This is a genomic window from Clostridium paraputrificum, from assembly GCF_900447045.1.
Lineage (GTDB): Bacteria > Bacillota > Clostridia > Clostridiales > Clostridiaceae > Clostridium > Clostridium paraputrificum.
The window spans coordinates 946,104-969,112 of the sequence record NZ_UAWH01000005.1 but is presented as its reverse complement, the minus strand read 5'-3'; the positions used below and the strand labels follow the sequence as shown (position 1 = coordinate 969,112).

General features: G+C 30.5%; 16 protein-coding genes and 1 pseudogene. 2 read left to right on the top strand and 15 right to left on the bottom strand.

Features of this window, described 5'->3' with window-relative positions:
* Window positions 1–4: 4 nt before the first annotated feature.
* The 5 genes from DR024_RS04595 to DR024_RS04575 form a co-directional block, all read right to left on the bottom strand.
* On the bottom strand, window positions 5–649 hold the full coding sequence (locus tag DR024_RS04595) for an amino acid ABC transporter permease (RefSeq protein WP_027097299.1): 645 nt from the start codon (window positions 647–649) through the stop codon (window positions 5–7).
* Window positions 650–671: 22 nt separating this feature from the next.
* The gene (locus tag DR024_RS04590) at window positions 672–1,472 is read right to left on the bottom strand and encodes an amino acid ABC transporter substrate-binding protein (RefSeq protein WP_027097298.1); all 801 of its coding nucleotides are present in this window, start codon (window positions 1,470–1,472) and stop codon (window positions 672–674) included.
* Window positions 1,473–1,590: 118 nt separating this feature from the next.
* Entirely contained in the window at window positions 1,591–1,773 is a 183-nt protein-coding gene (locus DR024_RS04585) for a DUF4177 domain-containing protein (RefSeq protein ID WP_027097297.1), read from the bottom strand.
* A 70-nt stretch (window positions 1,774–1,843) separates the two neighbouring features.
* Window positions 1,844–2,785, bottom strand: coding sequence for an SPFH domain-containing protein (locus tag DR024_RS04580; protein WP_027097296.1), 942 nt, complete (start codon window positions 2,783–2,785; stop codon window positions 1,844–1,846).
* Window positions 2,786–2,787: 2 nt separating this feature from the next.
* Window positions 2,788–3,222, bottom strand: coding sequence for an NfeD family protein (locus DR024_RS04575; RefSeq protein ID WP_207734691.1), 435 nt, complete (start codon window positions 3,220–3,222; stop codon window positions 2,788–2,790).
* Window positions 3,223–3,513: 291 nt separating this feature from the next.
* On the opposite strand from DR024_RS04575, the gene DR024_RS04570 reads away from it, so the two are divergent.
* The gene (locus DR024_RS04570) at window positions 3,514–5,412 is read left to right on the top strand and encodes an NAD(+) synthase (RefSeq protein ID WP_027097294.1); all 1,899 of its coding nucleotides are present in this window, start codon (window positions 3,514–3,516) and stop codon (window positions 5,410–5,412) included.
* 139 nt (window positions 5,413–5,551) lie between these two features.
* On the opposite strand, the pseudogene DR024_RS04565 reads toward DR024_RS04570, so the two are convergent.
* The 3 genes and pseudogenes from DR024_RS04565 to DR024_RS04555 form a co-directional block, all read right to left on the bottom strand.
* Window positions 5,552–5,774, bottom strand: a pseudogene (locus tag DR024_RS04565) (transposase); the annotation flags it as partial.
* 216 nt (window positions 5,775–5,990) lie between these two features.
* Window positions 5,991–9,620, bottom strand: a complete 3,630-nt coding sequence (locus DR024_RS04560; protein WP_111918230.1) for an efflux RND transporter permease subunit — start codon at window positions 9,618–9,620, stop codon at window positions 5,991–5,993.
* A gap of 165 nt (window positions 9,621–9,785) precedes the next feature.
* Window positions 9,786–10,433 carry a deoxynucleoside kinase gene (locus DR024_RS04555; protein WP_027097292.1) on the bottom strand — a complete coding sequence of 216 codons (648 nt, stop codon included), beginning with the start codon at window positions 10,431–10,433 and terminating at the stop codon, window positions 9,786–9,788.
* Window positions 10,434–10,614: 181 nt separating this feature from the next.
* Here DR024_RS04555 and DR024_RS04550 point away from each other — a divergent pair, with 181 nt between their 5' ends.
* Window positions 10,615–12,192, top strand: coding sequence for a DEAD/DEAH box helicase (locus tag DR024_RS04550; protein WP_055184879.1), 1,578 nt, complete (start codon window positions 10,615–10,617; stop codon window positions 12,190–12,192).
* Between the two features lie 42 nt (window positions 12,193–12,234).
* Here the strand turns inward: DR024_RS04550 and DR024_RS04545 are convergent, their stop codons facing one another.
* The 7 genes from DR024_RS04545 to DR024_RS04515 form a co-directional block, all read right to left on the bottom strand.
* Window positions 12,235–12,447 (bottom strand): hypothetical protein, encoded by a 213-nt coding sequence (locus DR024_RS04545; protein ID WP_027097290.1) that lies wholly within the window; start codon window positions 12,445–12,447, stop codon window positions 12,235–12,237.
* Between the two features lie 457 nt (window positions 12,448–12,904).
* The gene (locus DR024_RS04540) at window positions 12,905–14,692 is read right to left on the bottom strand and encodes an ABC transporter ATP-binding protein (protein ID WP_055185280.1); all 1,788 of its coding nucleotides are present in this window, start codon (window positions 14,690–14,692) and stop codon (window positions 12,905–12,907) included.
* Entirely contained in the window at window positions 14,692–16,428 is a 1,737-nt protein-coding gene (locus DR024_RS04535; protein WP_099313250.1) for an ABC transporter ATP-binding protein, read from the bottom strand. Before DR024_RS04535 ends, DR024_RS04540 begins: the two co-directional genes overlap by 1 nt.
* A 322-nt stretch (window positions 16,429–16,750) precedes the next feature.
* Window positions 16,751–17,311 carry a DUF5105 domain-containing protein gene (locus DR024_RS04530; RefSeq protein WP_065254611.1) on the bottom strand — a complete coding sequence of 187 codons (561 nt, stop codon included), beginning with the start codon at window positions 17,309–17,311 and terminating at the stop codon, window positions 16,751–16,753.
* Between the two features lie 135 nt (window positions 17,312–17,446).
* Entirely contained in the window at window positions 17,447–20,965 is a 3,519-nt protein-coding gene (nifJ, locus tag DR024_RS04525) for a pyruvate:ferredoxin (flavodoxin) oxidoreductase (RefSeq protein ID WP_111918214.1), read from the bottom strand.
* A gap of 237 nt (window positions 20,966–21,202) precedes the next feature.
* Complete coding sequence (locus tag DR024_RS04520) at window positions 21,203–22,714, bottom strand: carboxypeptidase M32 (protein WP_027097285.1); 1,512 nt, start codon at window positions 22,712–22,714, stop codon at window positions 21,203–21,205.
* Between the two features lie 67 nt (window positions 22,715–22,781).
* Window positions 22,782–23,000 (bottom strand): hypothetical protein, encoded by a 219-nt coding sequence (locus tag DR024_RS04515; protein WP_027097284.1) that lies wholly within the window; start codon window positions 22,998–23,000, stop codon window positions 22,782–22,784.
* Between the last annotated feature and the right edge of the window lie 9 nt (window positions 23,001–23,009).

The following is a 23,009-nucleotide window of genomic DNA, read 5'->3' as shown; positions in this document are numbered from 1 at the left end:
ACCTCTATTCATAATAACTAAATTTCTTTTCTACATTTGATAATATCTTAGTTAATAATCCAATAAATAATAGATAAATTGCCCCTACTATTACTAGTGGAAATAATGATGCTGTTCTATTTAAAGCTATAGTCCCTACCTTTAGTAGCTCGTCCAACCCTACAACATAAATTAAAGCAGTATCCTTAACTAAAGTTATTATCTCATTCGACACTGGCGGTAATATTCTCTTAAAAGCTTGAGGAAGTATTATCCTAAAGAATATATGTTTATTTGATAATCCTAATACATATGCTCCTTCATACTGTCCTTTATCTATAGATTGAATTCCAGATCTAAATATTTCTGCAAAGTATGCCCCATAATTTAATACTAATGCTAATATAGCTGCTGGAAACCTTGATATTCCTATATCTAATAAAGGTAATCCAAAAAATATAAATATAATTTGAAGCATTAGAGGAGTACCTCTCATTATAAGAACGTAAATTCCAGTTATCCATCTTATAAAACCTAACTTTGATATTCTTCCTAATGCAATTATTAACCCTAACGGAATAGACATAATTAAGGTTAATATAAATATTTTTAATGTCGTTCCAAAGCCTTGAACTAACTGTGGCATAAGTTCTACTATCATAGTCTCCATAGAGTACTCCTCCTTAAATTAATTATTTTACCACTATATCATCACCAAACCATTTCTTTGAAATTTCTGATGCCTTTCCAGACTCTACAACTTGGTCATAAGCCTTATTAAATGCTTCCACAAGCTTTGTGTCGCCTTTTTTCATACCTACCGCATAATCTTCTTCACCAAAGTTGTCTTCTAGAAAATTAAATTTATCTGAACCTTTTTTATTTGTATAATATTTCAATAAAATTTCATCTGCTACAATAGCATCAGCTCTTCCCGCCTCTAGGTCTCTTAAAGCTTGCTCATTAGTATCAAATGTAACTAACTCCTTAAAATTGTTCTTATAATCTCCAATAGCATTAATAGCACTAGATTCACTTTGAGCTACAACAACCTTACCCTTTAAATCCTCCTTAGTTTTTATAGATGATCCAACTAAAGTTACAATAACTTGTCTATTTCTTAAATAAGGTTTTGAAAATTCAACTTGTTCCTTTCTTTCATCAGTAATAGAAAAACCATTCCATATAAAATCTATATTACCATTGTTAAGTTCTGATTCTTTCATATTCCAATTTATAGGTTGGAACTTTATTTTTTTACCCATAACATTTGATATTTCCTTTGCCATTTCAATATCAAAACCTGTATATTCCCCATTATTATCCTTAAATCCCATTGGAACAAAAGTATCATCAAATCCCAATACTAATTCTTCCTTATCTAAGGAACTTGTTTCACTTTCCTTATTATCGCCACAAGCCACTAGCCCTAAAGCCATAGCCCCTATCATTGTAAGTAATAAACCTTTTTTAACTATTTTTTTTAAACTCATATTTATACCCCCAATTTATTTTCTTTATCTATTTATTACTTTATCATACTAAAGCAATAAAATCAACATTTTTAACAAAAAAAATTGTAACCACAAAATTTGTGATTACAATTAATTTTTATTTTATTTCTTTCTCAAAAACCAAATCAAATTCTCTTACTTTTCCTTCACCATTTTGGTATGTAGGTATTGCACTAACAAACCTCCACCCTTCCTTTGCACATCTATCTATTATTTCTCTATGATTTGCATTTAAAAATAATGTACCTCCAGTTGACTTTTCATATTTATAAATAAACATATGAACTTCCTCTCTACTTCCCTAATTTTAATAAAAGTACTGTAGAAACTACAGTACTTTTAAATAATTCTTATTTTTCTCCCTTAAGCATTTCGCCTATTGCTGCTATGCTACCAAGAGATGATAATGTTTCATTTGGTAAAATAAGCTTATTAGCTGGATTATTAGCCATTTCTTTAAGAGCTTCAACTTGCTTTAATGCAATTACTCTTTCATCAGTTCCAGATTCAATAATCGCTTGGTTCACCTTTCTTATAGCTTCTGATTCTGCAATAGCTATTTGTTCTATAGCCTTAGCTTTACCTTCAGCCTCTAATAATTGAGATTCTTTTAAACCTTCAGCTCTTCTAATATTAGCTTCTTTCTCAGCTTCTGCTTGAAGAATCTTAGCTTGCTTTTCACCATTTGCTTTCTCTATTTGAGATTGTCTTTGACCTTCTGCTTGAAGAATCATAGCTCTCTTATCTCTTTCAGCCTTCATTTGCTTTTCCATAGCATTTTGAATTTCAGCTGGTGGAATTATATTCTTAATTTCAACTGAAAGTATCTTTATACCATAAGCATCTGTAACTTCATCAATAATACTTAATAGATCTTGGTTAATCTTATCTCTACCTGATAGAATTTCATCAAGACTCATATTACCTAGTATATTTCTCATATTTGTTGTAGCAGAATAAACTATACCTGATTTATAATCTTCAATATTATATACTGCATCTTTTGCATTAAGTAATTTATAGAATATTACATTATCAACAGATATCTTAACATTATCCTTAGTAATAACTGATTGAGGTGGTACATCTAAAATTTGTTGCTTTGTAGATACTCTTTTTCTAACGAAGTCTACAAAAGGTATAGTAAAATGCCAACCTGGTTCTAATATCCTATGGAATTGACCAAAACGTTCAACTACATATAAGTATCCAGTATTAACAATTTTAATTGATGATAGAATTATTATAAGAACTATTAATAATCCTACCCCTAATAATATTAATCCAACCATTATTATTCCTCCCTTATTCCTTCAATAACTAATTTATTTCCTTCAATTCCAACTACTTGGAACTTTTGGCCTTTTAATATTTTTTCTCCTTTATTTTCGCCTGTCCAATAGATTCCACTGACCTTGAATCTATATCTATAATCTATATCCTCTGAGGCGATAAAAGTTTTTCCTATATACTCTTCTTCCATAAGCTTAGTACGATTAACAGTATTCTTAAACTTTTTCCTTGACCAAGGATAACCTATTGAAATTGCAATTATACTTGAAATTCCAAACAATATTAGCTGCCATGCAAAACTTAAACCAACTAAAGCAGCAATAATTGCAACTACAGATCCTATTGCAAACCATACAAATAAGAATAAACTTGTACCAATATCAAGTAGTATTACCCCTACGCCAATAACCAACCATAATATAATAGCAGGTATCATTATTTTTCCCTCCTCCTCTGGGATTTACTCCCATACATGATATTATTATACCACTTTTACTATTTTATTTATATATTATTTACTTTATGCTTTTATTATACAAGAACAAATAACCTTATACAAAGTTTATTTTTACCCTTTATAAGTTATTTAATACTGTATTATAGAATATCTCTCTCCCTTTCTTTTGTTTTCATTGATTTTCTAATATTTTCATCTTATTATGTTTATATAATTAGATTTTTTCAAATAATACACTAGTAAGAATATATTAATTGGAGTTGAATTATTATGGATTTCATAAAAGTTGCATCAGCTTGCCCTGTTACTAGAGTAAGTGATGTTGAATTTAATATTAAAAACATACTGACTTGCATTAATGACGCCGTGTCGAATAATGCAAAAATGATAGTTTTTCCCGAACTATCTATTACTTCTTATAGCTGTGGAGACCTTTTTCTTCAAGACACTTTGCTAAATAACTCTCTAAAAGGTATAGAGAACTTACTTTCTTCTACAAAAGACTTAGATATCTTAATAGCTGTTGGTGCACCATTCTTGCACAAAGCTACACTGTACAATTGTGCTTTTGTCTTATTTAAAGGTAAGGTATTAGGAATAGTGCCTAAATCATTTATTCCTAATTATAGTGAATTTTACGAAAAACGATGGTTCTCAGAAGGAGTAGGTGTTAGAGATAAGGTTGTATCTCTTCCTTTCCAAGAAGATATTCCATTTGGAACTAATTTAATATTCTCATGTAAAGATTTTAATTATGCTTTTGAAATATGTGAAGATTTGTGGGTTACCATACCACCAAGCTCATATTTAGCTTTAATGGGTGCTAATATAATAGGTAATCTCTCAGCATCAAATGAATTAGTTAGTAAGATGGAATATAGAAAATCTCTTATTTCTAATCAAAGTGCTAGAGCTTTATGTTCCTATGTATACTCCTCTGCAGGTGTTCATGAATCATCTACTGACCTTTTATTTAGTGGACATTTACTAATTAGTGAAAATGGTACCTTATTAAAAGAGAATAAAAGATTCCAAAGAGATAATGACGTAATTTATGGAACAATCGATTTATTCAGATTAAAAGCCGAAAGAATGAAGAACTTAAGCTTTAGAGACTCTTCAAAACAAGTTAATATTGAACCTAAAATCATAAAATTTAATTATGATGATACAAAGCTAAAATCTTTTGATAGATTTGTAGATAAGCATCCTTTTGTTCCTTCTAATGAGCACGAAAGAGAAACAAGATGCAAGGAAATATTTGACATTCAGTCTGCTGCATTAGCAAAAAGATTTGAACATGTTGGTTTAAAGAAAGCTGTTATTGGAATTTCAGGTGGTCTGGATTCAACCTTAGCTTTACTTGTAGTTGTTAAAACATTTAAATTATTGAATCTACCTATGGAAAATATAGTTTCTATTACAATGCCTGGTTTTGGAACTACAGATAGAACTTATAATAATGCCCTTACTCTATGCAAGGAACTTGGTTGTGATTTAAAAGAAATAAATATAGTAAAAGCTGCTCTTCAACATTTTGAAGATATTGGCCATGATAAGGATATCCATGATGTAACTTATGAAAATGTTCAAGCAAGAGAAAGAACTCAAATACTTATGGATATTGCCAATAAAGAAGGTGGGTTACTAATTGGTACTGGTGATTTATCAGAGCTTGCATTAGGATGGTGTACTTATAATGGTGATCATATGTCAATGTACTCAGTAAATCCTTCTATCCCAAAAACATTAGTAAGATATCTTGTTAGATATGTTGCTGAAAAGGAAGTTTCCAAAGAAGTTTCTGAAACTTTACTTGATATTTTAGATACCCCTGTAAGCCCAGAACTTTTACCAAAGGATGCCAAGGGTGAAATCGCCCAGAAGACAGAAGATATAGTTGGACCATATGAACTACATGATTTCTTCCTATATCATTTTATTAAACATGGATCTTCAAAGGAAAGAATATACTTCCTAGCAAAAGAAGCATTTAAAAATGATTATAGTGATGAAGAAATTCAAAAATGGTTAGACAAATTTATGTGGAGATTCTTCACTCAACAATTTAAGAGAAGCGCTCTTCCTGATGGACCAAAGGTTGGTAGTATATCACTTTCTCCTAGAGGTGATTGGAGAATGCCATCAGATGCAGCACCATGGAAATAAGTTTAAGATAATATAGATAAAAAAGTTAATAAAGATAATCAGAACCACCCGTAAAACGGGTGGTTTGTTCTGCACCTATAAGGCTGTGCTACTCGCACACTGAAACAGTTTGCCAACCGCATACTTTTACATGCTGCACCTAAAAGGTGCTTTTTTTGCTTCCTTTTACCACCTCACCCGTAAACTGGTCAATATATTGTTTTAAACTCAATTGCTCATATGCAATATCTATATTTCAAGTTTGCATGTCTATCAAATATCATCAATGAACTCTTACCTTTTAGATATCACATAAATTGAGCTACGCTCAATTTCGGTGGTATACTAACAAGCGTATTTATATGATCTTTGCATGCATTTGCTATGTGTTAAACTACTATTGTCCATTATGGACACACCTCCTTGTATTATAGTTTTGGTCGCTAAACCTACCATAACTTTACAACGGAGGTTTTCTATTTTCTACTTACCACTAAAAGCTCTTTAGAACCACCAGCGTAGCAAATGGTTTTAAAAATACAATAAGGAAGTTACTCCAGATTGGAGTGACTTCCTTATTTATATTATCTTTCTTATCCTTAATCTACTTCTATAGGTTTCAACTCTTTTCTATGAAGAATATCATACATTATTGGAACCACAAACAATGTTAATATAGTAGCATATGTTAATCCACCTATAGTTACTATTGCCATAGGTTGAATCATATCTGATCCCATTCCAATTCCCATAGCTAAAGTTGATAATCCAAGTATTGTTGTTAATGCTGTCATAAGAATAGGTCTAATTCTTGTTCTACCAGCAATTATTAGAGCCTCCTTCTTATCTACTCCCTCTAATCTTAATTGATTTACATAATCTACGAACACTATACCATTATTAACTACAACACCTGCAAGAACTAAGAATCCAAGCATTGCTATCATACTTAAATTGAAACCTGTTAATAATAATGCAAGTAATCCACCTGTAAATGCTAATGGTATTGTAAATAGAACTATAAATGGTGATAGGAATGATTGGAACTGAGCAACCATGATAGCATAAATAAATACTATTGCAAGCAATAACATACTTACTAAGTCTGAATATGTGCTATCCATTGATTCTTTTTCTCCACCCATTTCTACTGTATATCCTTCTGGAACATTATAAGTACTTAATTTTTTCTCTACATCATCACTAACTAATCCAACGTTATGATCACTATCAACCCCAGCTTTTACAGATATATTTCTAACTTGATTTTCTCTATTTATGCTTGATAAACTTTCCTCTTCACTTATAACTGCAATATCAGTTAGTTTTATCTTCTTCTCTTCGCCATTAACAGTTGAAATTATTTCATAATTATTTAGCTTTTCTTTAGTTAATGATTTTGCATCATCATTAACCAATACCACAGGATATTCTTTAGAATTTAAATTTAAAGTTGTGGAATTTGATTCACTCTTTATTGCAGAAGCTATATCTTGATATACTTGTGCTACTGTAAGTCCATGTTCCATAGCTTTATTCTTGTCTACAGTAATCTTAGTTTCCATAGAACCTTCATCTAATCCATTTTGAATTTCCTTAGTTCCTTCTACACTTTCTAGAATTCCAGCTATATCTTTAGCCATGGATTTTAATGTATCCAAGTTGTCTCCCTTTATTTTCACCTCAACACCAGAGCCCCCTAAAGCAGACATATCCATAGTAGAGGAATTTATTTTTAAGTCACAATTTAAATCTTTAGTTTTTTCTGCAATTTCTTTTGAAACTTCCTTACTTGTTGCTTTTTTATCTTCATTTAAAAGAACATAATAAGAAATAGATTTACTTTGTCCTCCCATCAAGCTTCCTGCTCCAGATTCCATAGCCCCAACAGTTTCTACGTCATCTATTTCTGTAATTCTTTCAATTACCTTGTTACTCATTTCTCTCAAATCACTTTGAGAAGTATCTTTCTCCATACTCATAGTAACTGAAATTTGAAGACTATCCATTTCTGGCATTAATATCATTCCCTTTGTCATAACACCAATAAAACTTATAACCAGCAATATAGCTACTGCACCTAATACCCCCCACTTATATCTAAGAGCTTTTCTAAGTAACCCTTCATAAAAATTCACAAATCTATCAAATAACCCATGCTCTTTCTCATCAAGATTAGTTAATACCTTTGAAGATATTGTAGGTACTAAAGTTAAAGCTACTATTAAGCTTGCTATTAATGAATATGCAATTGTAAGCCCCATATCAGTAAATAACTGTCTTGATAATCCATCAGTAAAAACTATAGGTAAGAATACGCAGATTGTTGTAAGGGTTGATGCTACTATTGCACCTGCTACTTGTGATGCTCCTTGTACTGCCGCCTTTTTTATACCCATGCCTTCATTTCTTAATCTATAAATATTCTCTATAACTACAATACTATTATCTACTAACATACCAACGCCTAGAGCTAGTCCAGCTAATGATATAACATTCATTGTAACTCCACTAAAGTACATCATTGCAACTGCAAATAATAAACTTATTGGAATACTTAAAGCTATTATTATTGTTGGTTTTATATTTTTTAAGAATACAAATAGTATTACTACTGCTAATAATCCACCTAAAACAAGATTATTTAATACAGAACTAATTACTATATTAATATATACCCCCTGGTCTTGAAGAGGAGTAATATGTAAATTGCTATCCTTTTCTTGAAGTTGTTCTATTTTTTCATTTACTTTGTCTGATACCTCTGCTGTGGATGAAGTGCTTTGCTTTTGAAATGCAAGAATAACTCCATCATTCCCATTTATCTTTGCATACATATCACTAGAGTTATCTACCATTTCAACCTTTGCAATATCCTTTAACTTAATGTTTCCAACATTATCTACTGGAACATTAAATAATACCAAATTCTCTAATTCATCTAAACTTGTAAATGCATCTCCTACTTTTACAAGAATTTGTTCGTCCCCTTCTACTAAATAACCTGCAGGCATACTAAAGTTTTCTGCCATTAATATCTTACTTATAGTATCCTTTGTTATTGCACTACCTATGCCAGCCTTTTTATATGCTTCATCTCTTGATTTTTCAAATTCTTCATAGGCTTTATTTAATTCAACTTCAGCGTTATCTAAAGTAATTGAAGCTTTTGTTAATTCTCTTGTTAAAGTTAATTTCCCCACTTCAATTTGCTTTTGAGTTTCTGCTAAATTCTCTAATTGTTTTTCTAAATCTGGAGTTTTTTCATTAATTGAAGCTATTGCTTTATCAATAGTATCTACTCCAGCTGATATTTGATTTAAGAAAGCTTTTATTTCATCGCTAACAGGAATATTTAACCCATTAAAAAATTCTATTAGTTTATCTAAAACTTCCTTTTGTTTTATTAATTGTTCTTTTTGACTTATTAACTCTTCCTTAGTTTTGGGTAAATTCTCTAGTGCATCTTCTAACTTTAACTTTCCATCCTGAATAGCTAAGCTACCTTCCACTAAATCTTCTGTCTTTAACTGTGTTTCTTTTTCTAATAATTTTTTACTTTCTGCAATTTGCTTTTTACCTTGGTCTAACTTGGCTTGAGCTTCTGCTAATGAACTATCAACTGTAGCTAAAACCTTATTATTTATTTGGTTTATTTTATCTTCATTCAATTGAACTTTTATGCTTTCTTCAACTAATCCTGTTCCACTTACTGATGCTACTCCCTCAATTCTCTCAAATTCTGGAATAACATCATTGCTTACATACTCAGATAAATCTTTTACATCTTTGCTATTATAGTCTACACTAGCAACCATAATTGGCATCATATCTGGATTCATCTTCATGAACATAGGAGTTCCAATTTCATCTCCTAATTGTCCCTTTACCATATCAAGTTTACTATTCATCTCAATTATGATGCTATCCATATTTATACCTTGCTCAAATTCTAACATGATCATACTAGAATTTTCTCTAGATATACTGTTTATCCCCTTGATTCCACTTGTAGTTGCTAAGGCTTGTTCTAGTGGTTTTGTAACTGATAACTCTACCTTTTCAGGACTTGCACCCGGATAAGTAGTCATAACAATAACATATGGCAAATCCATGCTTGGAAGTAAATCAGTAGTCATTTTCGAAAATGAAATAAATCCTAATATACTTACTAATATTGCTGATACTATAATTGTTAGTGGCTTTTTTACACTGAATTTTGATAACATTCCCACACCATCCCTCTATACTTTGAAAACTCGATGATATCATTTTAACATTTTTATTATGACTTAGGATATAAAAGTAAATAAAAAAAAGTATTGAATCCAATACTTTTTTTTTACATAATATTAAATAAATAATAACAAATTTAACTTTTTTCTCTTTTGCTACTATTGCCTATTCTTTAATTTTTCTTCTACTAATCTAATAAGTTCTTTCTTATCTTCTTCACTATTTACTATATCTAACTTATCCATATCTATAATTACAACATCTGAAGCACTATAACAATTATTAACCCAGTAATCATACCCTTCCCAAAGGAACTTGTAATATTCCATTAGGGAATCATCTACTTCAAATTCTCTACCTCTAAGCTTTATTCTATTTATTACAGTATCAAATGACCCCTTTAAATAAACCATTAAGTCTGGAGCTTTCTTTGGTATTTCCTTTAACTCCTCCATCATATTTTCTAAAAGATCTTCATATATCTTCATTTCTAATTCTGATATTCTACCAAGTTCCATATTCTTTTTAGCAAAATACCAATCTTCATAAATAGATCTATCTAAAACATTATTATCAGCGTATAATGCTTCCTTAATACTCTTAAATCTAGTATTTAAGAAATAAAGTTGTAGCAAAAAAGGATATCTCTTTTTTTGAATTTCCTCTTCTGATTCACTATAAAAAAGGGGTAGTAATGGATTATCATCTACACTTTCATAGAATACTTCCGAATTAAAATGTTCCCCTAAAACCTTTGATACTGAGCTTTTTCCTAAGCCTATCATCCCTCCAACAACTATCACCATGATTCACCTATCCTTACTTTATCTTTAATTCATTTATAAGAATACAAAGTTACTCTTCCTTAGTCAAGAGAAAGATTTACTAATTAAAATACTTTGCATTATTGTTCAAAGTAAGCTATACTTAGAAAGTTAGTGTCGATACAATAAATTTATTTAAATATATACATGAAGGGAAAATTACATGAAAGAAATTACATTCAGAGATTTAAAATTAAAAGAAACATTATTAAGCGCAATTGATGACTTAGGATATATTAATCCTTCTCAAATTCAAGCTGAGGCTATTCCTTTAGCAATAGAAGGATATGACATAATAGGGCAAGCTCAAACAGGTACAGGAAAGACAGCAGCTTTTGGATGCTCAATAATTAATAATATTAAAAGAGGAAAAGATATATCTTCTATAATATTAACTCCTACAAGAGAATTAGCTATCCAAATATATGAAGAATTAAACAAACTTTCTAAATACGATAAGTTAAAAGTTCTTCCTATATATGGTGGAGATTCAATCACAAGACAAATTAAAGACTTAAAAAGAGGAGTAGATATAGTTGTTGGTACTCCAGGAAGAGTATTAGACTTGATTGGCAGAAAGGCTCTTCCACTATCACATGTACAATTCTTAGTTCTTGATGAAGCTGATGAAATGTTAAATATGGGATTCATTGATGATATTGAAGAAATAATAAAGGAATTACCATCTCAAGAGGAAAGACAAACTTTATTATTCTCAGCTACAATGCCACAACAAATTAAAAAGTTAGCTCAAAACTATTTAAAGAAGGACTATAAAGTAGTAAATATAAAGAAAGTTTCAATGACTGTTTCAAAGATTACTCAAGGTTTCTTTGAAGTTAATCCAAAAACTAAGTTTGAAGCCTTCTGCAGAGTGTTAGATTTAGAAACTCCAGCATCATCAATCATATTCTGTAAAACTAAAAGGGGTGTTGATGAATTAGTTGAAGCACTTCAATCTAAGAGCTACGTTGCTGAAGGTATGCATGGAGATATGTCTCAAATGCACAGAATGAGAACTTTAAAGAGATTTAAAGAAGGTTCATTAAACTTCTTAGTTGCAACTGATGTTGCTGCAAGAGGAATTGACGTAGATGGTGTTACTCACGTATTTAACTATGATTTACCACAAGATGTTGAATCATATGTTCATAGAATAGGAAGAACTGGTAGAGCTAATAGAGAAGGTACAGCTTATTCTTTTGTTACTCCAAGAGAACATTCAATGATTAAGCAAATAAAGAATGTAACTAAAGGATCTATTCCTAAGTTACCAATTCCTACAGTTCAACAAATTATTGACTCAAAGTTCAATAGTAAGTCTAAAGAAATATTAAAAGAACTTAACGATGGTAACTTTGGTAAGTATCTAATACTTGCAAATGAACTATGTGAAAATAATAATCCTGTTGAAGTAGTTGCAACCCTTATGAAGATGCAATTTGATAAAGAAATGAGCTTTGATTATAGTAAGAATGCTTTAGAGGCTCCATCAAGCAATGACGTAAGATTATTCTTCTCTATCGGTAAGAGAGATAAACTTACTCCTAAGGCATTAGTTACTTATATAACTGAAAGAGCTAATATTAGCGGAAAGAAAGTTAATAAAGTAGATATATTAGAAAGCTTCTCCTTTGTAACTGTTGATAAAGATGTATCACAAAAAGTTCTAGAAACTTGTTCTGGTAATAAAATTAACAAAAGAAAAGTTAATGTAGAAGTTGCTACTAAGAGAAGATAATAAAAAAGGCGAGATATCTCGCCTTTTTTTATTTTATATTTATTATATTCTCACTCCAGCTTCTTCATCTGATATAGGTATTAACGTGTCTCTTAAAAACCCTTTTACTCTACGTGCATAAAAATAAAAATCATCCCCTACTTTGCATCGTATATTAGTATTCTTTTCTATATTGTACTTTTTACCGTTATAATCTTCACCAATAAAAAAGTTTCCTTTTTCTTTTTTGATAATGCATCTGAATGTATCTGACAACTTAATTCCTCCCACTAACGTTTGCACTACCATTTTAATACACTTTTATTATTTTTTCAACATAATATTCCAATTAATTTATTTTATATAAAATTCTTTAACTGTATTCAACAATAAATAATAGATATTTATTATATTAAAAAATCACAAAATGTAGAAAACTATTTAAAGAATATAACTCTAACCTATAACCTACAAATGTATCTTTATTTAACTAGTATCTCTTCAAGATTTTTAGACAAACTATAAATGTAAGGAGTTGATGAACCATGGGAAATAAAAAACAACATAGAACAGACGGAGTAATTAATTCATCAGAAATTAGATTTCCATCGTCTATGAAGTCATTTAATACGCCAACCTCAGAATACTCTTACACTAGAGGGGAACATGCAAGTAAAACTGCATTCCAGATCCCTACAAAATTTTAAAAAGAAAGGCATTACGCCTTTCTTTTTTATGCTCCTTCATTTAAGAACTCATATTGTGACATATATAAATTATAATAGTTTCCTTTAATAGCCATTAAACTTTCATGATTGCCATGCTCTATAATCCTACCATCTTCAACAACCATAATTCTATCGCAGTCTCTAATAGTAGATAATCTATGGGCTATTACAAAGGAAGTTCTTCCTTGTAATAGTTTTTCAATACCTTGTTGCACTAACCTTTCAGTCTTTGTATCTATATTAGATGTAGCCTCATCTAATATTAGAATTCTTGGATCTGCAAGAAGTGCTCTAGCAAATGATATAAGTTGCCTTTGTCCAAGAGATAATCTTGAGCCTCTTTCATTAACTTCAGTATTATATCCCTCTTCAAGATTCATAATAAAATCATGTGCATTAACTGCCTTTGCTGCATTCATTACTTCCTCATCAGTAGCATCTAACCTACCATATCTTATATTTTCCATAATTGTATCTGAAAACAAGAAAGTATCTTGTAGCATTATTCCCATATTAGATCTAAAAGACTCTATATCCAAATCTTTTAGATTTTTACCATCAACTAATATTTCTCCAGAAGTAACATCATAAAATCTACTTAATAAAGATACTATTGTAGACTTACCAGCTCCTGTACTTCCTACTAGTGCTATTCTTTCTCCTGATTCAACTTTAAAACTAACATTCTTTAAAACATTTATTCCATCTTCATATGCAAAGTATACTTTTTTAAATTCCACATCGCCTTTTATATCCTCTACAACTTTTGCATTATCCTTATTTTTTATATTTCCTTTAATATCTAAAATATCAAAAATCCTATCTGCAGCTGATAAGTTAGTTACAAAAGTATTATAAAAGCTTGATATATTCATTATAGGTCTCCAGAACATTCCTACATACATAGAAAAAGCTAATAGGGTACCAATTTCTATTTCTCCATTAATGATTAGATTATATCCAACTGCAAATACCACTACTGTTCCAATTCCCCAAGCAAGTTCAGATAAAGGCCAGAAAAAATCATTAATTCTTACAGCCTTTATAAAGGCTTCTACCACTTGATGAACTAGCTCTTTAAACTTATTACTAGTATGGTCTTCTCTAGCAAATCCTTCAACTACTTTAATGCCTGAAAAATCTTCATGAGTAAAAGCATTTAAATTTGAACGTTTATTTCTATAAACTTCCCAGCGCTTTCTAGAAACTATATCAATAACCACCATTGCAGCACCTAGCAAGGGTAATAAAGCCATACATGCTAATGTTAACTTTACATTTAAAAATAACATTACTACTGAAACACAAATAAAACTTAATAATTCAGGGATTAATGATTGAATACTTTGATTAAATAAATTTTTTAATGCATTAACATCTCCAACCACTCTTGCTAGTATTTTTCCAACTGGCCTACTATCAAAAAACTCAAAAGATAAAGTTTGTATATGAGAATATAGTTCATGTCTTATATTAATTAAAATATTATTAGTTATTTCTGAAATCATATTCCATCTTATTCTTGAAAATACCCATGCAATTAGATTTAAAACAACTAAAACCACTCCTATTAATACTAATCCACTAACATCCTTATTAACAACTTTATCATCAATAGCTACCTTTAAAAGATAAGGATTGATAACTGAACATAGCATTACAAAAAACATTAATAAAATTACTATAACAGATTGTTTTTTATATGGTTTTAAATATTTTGATAATCTAATTATTATATCTTTTTTACTTCTTCTAGTTACCTTTTCATCTTGTTTTGTACTGTTCTTAGCCATTATATCGCCTCGCTTTCTAAGGCTTCAAAATCTTTAAATTGTTCACGGTAAATATCATAGTATATTCCCTTTTTCTTTACTAATTCATTATGCTTTCCTATTTCTCTTATTTCACCATTTTCTAAATACACTATTATATCTGCATTTTTTACTGCTGAAATTCTATGCGCTATTATAAATGTTGTAGAATTGCTATCTCTTTTTCTTAAATTTGCTAACAGCTCATGTTCTGTTTCCATATCTAAGGCTGATGTAGAATCGTCTAAAATTAGTATAGGAACTTTCCTTACTAAAGCTCTAGCTATTGATATTCTTTGCTTTTGACCACCTGATAATCCTACACCTCTTTCACCAATTTCAGTTTCAAAAGATTGTGGTAAGTCTTTTATAAATTCGTAGCAACAAGCATTTCTACATGCTTTATCTATTTCATCCTTTGTGGAATTAAGATTACCAAATCTAATATTATTTATAACAGTATCTGAAAATAGGAAGACATCTTGTGGAACTATAGACATATTACTTCTTAATTTATTTAAGTTATATTCCCTTATATCAACGCCATCAATTAAAACCTCTCCATTGCAAACATCGTAATATCTACCAATTAAATTCATCAAACTAGACTTACCAGAGCCTGTTGTCCCCATGATTGCCACTGTACTTCCTGCTGGTATTTTAAGATTAATGTTCTTTAGTACCAAATCTTCATTGTACTTAAATGACACATTTCTAAGCTCTATATCTCCCCTTATATTTTCCGGGAAATATCCATCTTCTTTTCCTTGAATATTAGATATTCTATCCATAATCTTAAATACTTTTTTTGCTGATGCAATAGTTCTTGATAATAAGTCAGTAAGTTGCCCAAGCATTTTCATAGGCCATATCAAGTTCCAAATATAACCACTAAAAGCTACTAATACACCTAAAGTTATTTCTTCAGTTAAAACAAAGTATCCTCCTAAAATAATCATAATAACTAGAGATATATTTGTTAAAAAATCAATTGGAGGAAAATGATTCCCCATTATCCTTGCCTGCTCCATATTTAAATCATAGTATGATTTATTTAATTTATAGAATTTTTTAATTTCATACTTTTCCCTAGCAAATGCTTTTACCAATCTTACTCCTGCAATATTTTCTTGAGCCGTTGTATTAATTTCTGCTGTTTTATCACTTATCTTTTCATAACATTCCCCAAACTTTTTCTCAACCTTTATAGCTATTATTCCAATCGGAATCATAACCGTAAAGCAAGCTAAAGCAAGTTTCCAATTAAGATAAAAAAGTATAATTGTAGATAAAACAAAATAAAATATATTTTCTACAAACAGTCTTAATCCATATCCAATAGTTTCCCATATAGTATCTGTATCTTCACCTATTCTTGACATTAGTTCTCCAGTATTCATACCATCAAAATATTGAAACTCTAGCTCTTGTATATGGTTAAATAAATCGTTTTTTAGTTCTTCACTAACCTTACTACTAGATGCATCATATAAATATTCTTTTAAATATCCCAAAATTGCTTTAACTATGGATATTCCTACTAATAATACTATAATTGGTACAAATAATTCCTTTTTCCCACCTATTATCCCTTCATCTAAAAAAACTTTTTGAAGATAAGGAACACATAAATCTACTGCAATTACCCCTAACATTGAGAGGCTTCCAATAATTAAACTCATTTTATACTTAAGTAAATAATTTAATATTCTTTTCATGATGTCACATCCCCTTTTTCTTGTCCATCTACTTTTGATTTATTCTTCTAAAGAATAAAAAAAGGTCATGGTAATACCACGACCTAAAAGTACATTGCTGCAGTTATACAAAAAGGTCATGGAACTATAGTCCATGACCTCTAATACTTCAAAATAAATCAATAAAGGTAAATCTTATTTAATCTTCTCTAATAAGATAGGACTATAGAAATATTCTTTTATTCTTATATTTACACTAATTAAATTAAACATAATCCTACCTCCTTTTAAATATTTTTACCATTTATTTCATTGTATATGTGTATCTAAATTTTGTCAATTATTATTTTAATAAACTATTCATATCTGCTTCTGTAATACCTAAAATCACCTCTAAAAGTGAATCATCCTCTACAACCTTCCAGTCATCACCTGACTTTGTTAGATTCACTACACCAGTTCTTTCTTCCACTGGTGCATCATTTATTGATTTTACTAATACATCAGTAACTAATTTTTCAGTCTCTTCATCAGTCATATTAGCAGCACCACTTTTCATAGCCTCTGCCATTAAATTTCCCATAAAATTACCTATTACAGTTTTAAAACTTACCCCTTTAATAGTTACATTAACTGTAGCTCTTTCACCATCAACTTTTTCATCTGTTGGTGAAACCTCTAATTTGCCTAACATGCTTATTATTGCATCTGCAGCCTCTTTAGGCATGTCCTCATCTGATAACTGTGCAGATATCATTTGTTGTGCTATCTTACTTTCAGTTCCACTTTTTACATCATTAAAATAGTCAGTTACATACTCTTTTGGACCTTTACTACCTCCACACCCTACTAATAAGAATATTGAAAGTATTAAAGACATTAATATTGATATTTTCTTTTTCATTATACCCCTCCTCTATTATAATTTACTACCTTTTATATTATTTGTAAACTTTTAACATGTTGTCTTAAATTTTTTTAAGATAATTTGTTTTAAAAGAAAAAAGGTTACATTATAACAATGCAACCTTCTAATCTATTATTCCTCACTTGCTAATTTCTTATATTTAGTATATCTTTCTAAGGCATCCTCTTCTGTTTTCTTAAATAACATTTCAGCTGTTTCTGGGAATGTTTGTGCTAATGATGCATACCTTACTTCTCCCATTAAGAAATCTCTAAAGTTTGCCTTTGGTTCCTTAGAATCTAAACTGAAAGGATTCTTCTTTCCTTGAAGTTCTGGATTATATCTATATAATGTCCAGTATCCACAATCAACTGCTCTTCTTTCCTCTTCTTGTGAGTTTGACATTCCTATCTTAATTCCATGAGCTATACATGGTGCATAAGCAATTACTAGGGATGGTCCATCATAGCTTTCTGCTTCTGTAATAGCTTTTATGGTTTGATTCTTATCAGCACCCATAGCAACTTGAGCAACATAAATATATCCATATGTCATTGCTATAGCTCCTAGATCTTTTTTCTTTGTTCTCTTACCTGATGCAGCAAACTTAGCTACTGCTGCTGTTGGAGTTGACTTTGATGATTGCCCTCCTGTATTAGAATACACTTCTGTATCAAAAACTAATACATTAACATCTTCTCCTGAAGCTAGCACATGATCAAGTCCTCCATAACCAATATCATATGCCCAACCGTCTCCACCAAATATCCATTGTGATCTCTTAACAAAGAATTCTTTATCATTAAGTATCTTTTTAGCTATTTCGCTATCTTCATTTTGAAGAACTTTTTCTAGTTTATTAGCTCTATCTCTTGTTCCTTCTCCTACATTCATATTATCTAACCAATCCTGTAATACAGCTTTGGTTTCCTCAGACATATCAGATTCTAATGCTTTTCTAACATTATTAGCTATCCTAGTCCTAATTGTCTTTACTGCTATAAGCATACCTAATCCATACTCAGCATTATCCTCAAATAAAGAATTAGCCCAAGCTGGACCATTTCCTTCTTTATTTGCTGTATATGCCATTGCACTTCCACCAGCAGCCCATATAGATGAGCATCCTGTAGCATTGGATATCATCATCCTATCTCCAAATAATTGAGTTACTAGCTTAGCATACGGAGTTTCTCCACACCCTGCACAAGCACCATTATATTCAAGTAATGGTTGCTCAAATTGACTACCTTTAACTGTAGTTTTTTTCATAGGATTTGGTTTTATAGAAAGTTCTTCTACAGCATAGTTCCAGCATTCAATTTGTTCATGTTGGCTATCTTGAGGTTTCATTATTAACGCTTTACCTGGTGCTGGACATGTTTCTACGCAATTACCGCAACCAGTACAATCTAAAGGAGTTACTCCAATCATGTAATACATTGCCTCTCCTTTAAATCCATTAGCAGGTATTATCTTCATACCTTCAGGTGCATTTTCTTTTTCCTTTTCATTTATAAGGAATGGTCTAATCGTTGCATGAGGACATACATAAGAACATTGATTACATTGAATACAATTTTCAGGTATCCATTCAGGAACATTAACTGCTATACCTCTCTTTTCATATGCAGTTGTTCCAGACATAAATGTTCCATCAGTCATATCAGCATTTACAAAAGCTGATACAGATAGTTTGTTTCCTTCTAGCTTATTCATTGGTTCACAAATATTTTTTATAAAGTCTGGAACATCCATATTTTCTTCAATTTTTCCATCTTCTTTTGCATCTTTCCATGAATCTGGAACATCTATTTTAACTATAGCATCTACCCCCGCATCAATAGCTGCATGATTCATATTAACAATCTTTTCACCCTTTTTACTATATGTATTAATCACTGCTTCTTTCAAGTACTTAATAGCATCCTCTACTGGAATTATATTAGCAACTTTGAAAAACGCTGATTGCATTATCATATTTATTCTTCCACCAAGCCCTACTTCTTGAGCAATCTTAACAGCATTAATTATATAGAACTCAATGTTGTTATTAGCTATATATCTCTTTAAATTTGCAGGTAATTTTTCTTCCACTTCTTCTGGCGACCAAATAGTATTTAAAACAAATTTACCACCCTTTTTAAGTCCATCTAATATTGGAAATGTATATACATAGGCTTGATTGTGACAGGCTACAAAGTCTGCTCTATCAACTTCGTAATGAGCCTTAATTGGAGTTTTTCCAAATCTTAAGTGTGATACAGTAACTCCTCCAGATTTTCTTGAATCATATGAAAAATATGCTTGAGCATACATTTCTGTATGATCCCCTATAATTTTTATAGCACTCTTGTTAGCACCAACTGTACCATCTGAACCTAAGCCCCAGAACTTACAAGCTGTTGTGCCTTCTTGAGCTACATCTATATCTTTAACTGGTTCTAGTGAAAGATTAGTAACATCATCCACAATACCAATAGTAAATCTATCCTTTGGCTTACTTTCTGAAAGATTCTTAAATACAGCTGCAATATCTGATGGTGTAGGATCTTTTGAACCAAGCCCAAATCTTCCTCCAATAATCATAGGTGCATTCTCTTTTCCATTAAATGCTTTTACAATATCTAAGTATAAAGGTTCTCCAATTGCCCCTGGCTCCTTTGTTCTATCTAATACAGCAATTTTCTTAACAGAAGTAGGTATAGCCTTAAGAAGTTTTTCTACTGAGAAAGGTCTATATAACCTGACCTTAACTAATCCTACTTTTTCCCCATTTTTATTTAAATAGTCAACTACTTCCTCAACGACTTCGGAAACTGCACCCATTGAGATAATAATTCTGTCTGCATCTTTTGCTCCATAATAGTCAAAGCAATGATACTCTCTTCCTGTAAGCTTTGTAATTTCGCTCATATAGTTTTCAACTACATCTGGTATATCTTCATAATATTTATTAATTGACTCAGCCATTTGAAAGTAAACATCTGGATTTTGTGCTGTTCCTCTAATAACAGGATGATTAGGATTTAAAGCTGAATTTCTAAAATCCTCTAATGCTTCATAGTCTATAAGTTTTGCAAGTTCTTCTTGCTCAATGACTTCAACCTTTTGAAGTTCATGAGATACTCTAAATCCATCAAAGAAATTTAAAAATGGCATTCTCTTCTTTATAGCAGTTAAATGGGCCACCCCTGATAAGTCCATAACTTCTTGAACAGAACCTTCACAAAGCATAGCAAAGCCTGTTTGTCTTGTTGCCATTACATCTTGGTGATCACCAAATATACTTAAAGAAGATGTAGCTATGGCTCTTGCTGAAACGTGTATAACAGCTGGTAACCTTTCTCCAACTATCTTATACATATTAGGTATCATTAGAAGTAACCCTTGAGAAGCTGTATATGTTGAACTTAAAGCACCACCTTGAAGTGATCCATGTAAGGCACCTGCTGCCCCTGCTTCAGATTGCATTTCTACAACTTTTACTGGCTCTCCAAAAATATTTTTCTTTCCTTTTGCTGCCCACTCATCAACAGTTTCTCCCATAGGTGTTGATGGAGTAATTGGATAGATTGCTGCAACCTCAGTGAACCCATAAGAAATGTGAGCTGCTGCTGTATTTCCATCCATTGTTTTCATTTTCCTCATACTGTTCCCTCTTTCTATTTTAAAATTTTATATACTATTTCAACAAATATATCTTTTACAAATATTAATAAATATATTTATAATATTTAGTATTTCTAACAATAATCTTTTTTATTTGTTAAGAATATTCTCAATAAAAACTGTTAATAATACCAATAGACCTATGATATATAAAATTTATTAAGAAACAAAAAATAGAGCTCTACCTTTTTTTATAGTAGTGCTCTATTTTTATACCTATTTTAAATCATATAACTTTGTATACTTTTCTTCTAAATACTCTAAGAAATACCTTGTTTTAAGTTCTTCTCCAGTTACTTTCCTAACTAATTCATCAGGAGTATATATTCCTCCATGAATATGAATATTATCTTTTAACCAGCTATTTATATAAGTTAAATCTCCATTAGCTAATTCTGACATTACAGAAGGATTATCCTTTAACATTTTATTTAAGAATTGTCCACCATAAAGATTTCCCAAAGCATAACTTGGGAAATATCCTATATTTCCAGCAGACCAATGCATGTCTTGAAGTACTCCTTCTTCATCATCTTGTGGAGTAACTCCTAGATACTCCTCATACTTCTTATTCCATACCTTAGGTAAATCTCCTACTTCTATTTCACCATTTATAAGTGCTTTTTCAATTTCATATCTAATTATTATATGAAGACTATAAGTTAATTCATCCCCCTCTATTCTTATTAGAGATGGTTTAACACAATTTACCCCCTCATAAAACTCATCTAAAGTTATATCTGATAAACTTGGGAACTTTTCTTTTATATGAGGTAAAATAAAGTTTAAAAACTCTTTACTTCTTCCTACTATATTCTCATAAAATCTTGATTGTGATTCATGAATTCCCATTGAAGCACCACCATCAAGTCCTGTGTTTACAAGGGTATCTGGAATATGCTGTTCATACAGTGCGTGTCCACCTTCATGTACAATACTAAAAATATTAGATAATAAATTATCCTCATAATAATGAGTAGTAATTCTTACATCCTTATTTCCCATATTTAAAGTAAATGGATGTGTAGTTTCATCTAATCTACCCGCTTCTTTATCAAACTTTATTACATCTAGTAAATATTCACTTAGCTCTTTTTGTGCTTCTATAGGATATTTTCCCTCTAATAATTTACTATTAACTACCTTAGTACTATTTTTAATTCTACCTAATAGATTTAAAATTCCTTCTTTTAACTCATTAAATAACTTATCTACCTTTTTAACTGTAAGCCCTTCTTCAAATTGGTTTAGTAATGCATCATATTTATTTTCCTTATATCCATAATACTCAGTAAATTCTCTTAATAAAGAAACTATCTTTTCTAACTTTGGTTTAAATATTTCAAAATCTTTTTTAGCTTTAGCTTCTTCCCATGCAGCTTCTCCTAAGGATGTGGCGACTGTATATTCTTCAAATTTATCTTGTGGAATATTTTTTATTTCATCATAGTTCTTTTTTAATGCTTTTATCATAGATCTGTCAACTAACTCTAATTCATTCATAATAGGATCAAAGAACTCTATAAATTCCTTTACTTTATCATCTGTTACCATCTTAAATATTTCTCCAGATAAAAATCCTAAAGTGTTTGCCCTTTGCTCAGTTGCTTTAGACGGCATACTCATTTTCATATCCCAATATGCTAAGGAGCTTAGTTTACCAAGTTCACTTATTCTTTGGTTGTACTTTTTAACTTCTTCTAACTTTTCTTGAATACTTACATTCATATTTTACCCCCTCAATAATAATTAAAATAGCCCCGAAGAAAATCAATTCTTCGAGACCTAATTAAATCTATAACCAAACCTGCGTTAGAAATAACATTATTAAAAAATAAATAAATATGATTCCTAATGCAAATGGCAGTACTAATTGAAACATTGCAACTATAAGGGCTATAATATCTCTTCCAGGAAGATTTTCTGCTTTAAGCTTTTTTATGCCTTCCTCTAGTTCACGCTTCTTTCTGTTTTTTTCTTCTATTTTTTCTATGTTTCTTTCAAATATTGCCACTAAAGCGCC